The sequence below is a fragment of the Weissella cibaria genome (assembly GCF_004521965.1).
GTDB lineage: Bacteria > Bacillota > Bacilli > Lactobacillales > Lactobacillaceae > Weissella > Weissella cibaria_A.
In genome coordinates this window covers 1-636 of record NZ_SDGK01000075.1, presented here as the reverse complement: position 1 = coordinate 636, position 636 = coordinate 1, and the positions used below count along the sequence as shown (strand labels likewise).

At 38.8% G+C, this 636-nt stretch carries 1 protein-coding gene; it reads left to right on the top strand.

The annotated features are described in order from the left end of the window. Positions 1 to 495, top strand: a 495-nt coding sequence (locus EST42_RS08695) for an LPXTG cell wall anchor domain-containing protein (RefSeq protein WP_134645064.1), incomplete at its 5' end; no start/stop codon positions are given. Between the last annotated feature and the right edge of the window lie 141 nt (positions 496 to 636).

Below are 636 nucleotides of genomic sequence, written 5' to 3'. Positions count from 1 at the left end.
ACTAAGTCTTACCAAGCAACAGTTAAGGTATACGACAAGGCAAGTGGTGAGCTTGTGGCTACAAAGGACGTTACGATTAACTTGCATGGTACAGGTTCAACAACTGGTAAGGGAAATGGATCAAAGGATTCCAACCATGGAAATACTGGTAACTCGACTACTGGTGCAAATGGAATGACTGGTACAAATGGAATGACTGGTACAAATGGAATGACTGGTACAAATGGAATGACTGGTATAAATGGAATGACTGGTATAAATAATGGATCTTCTACTTTGCCTGTGGGTACAGGTACAAAGACATTTGCTACAATACCAACGCAAACTAGTTTGAGTAACTCGCAAGCTGAGAATGATGCAATGGGTACTCAGCAGAATAAGCAAGCTTCATTACCAGATACTGGTGAGAATCCTAGCCTATGGTTAACCATCTCTGGTGTAATCTTAGCTGTTTTGGGAGCATTTGGAGCAGCATTTAAGTTTATTCGTCGCTAATATCTTCTAATTACTTTGCTTATTTCTATAATGATTGATGATTTAAATAAAGGGAACTAAGCGATAGTCTTAGCTCTCTGTGTTTGGTTCAAAGTCAAAGGGTACTGATGACCGGTAAAATTTAATATTTTGAACCTTGCT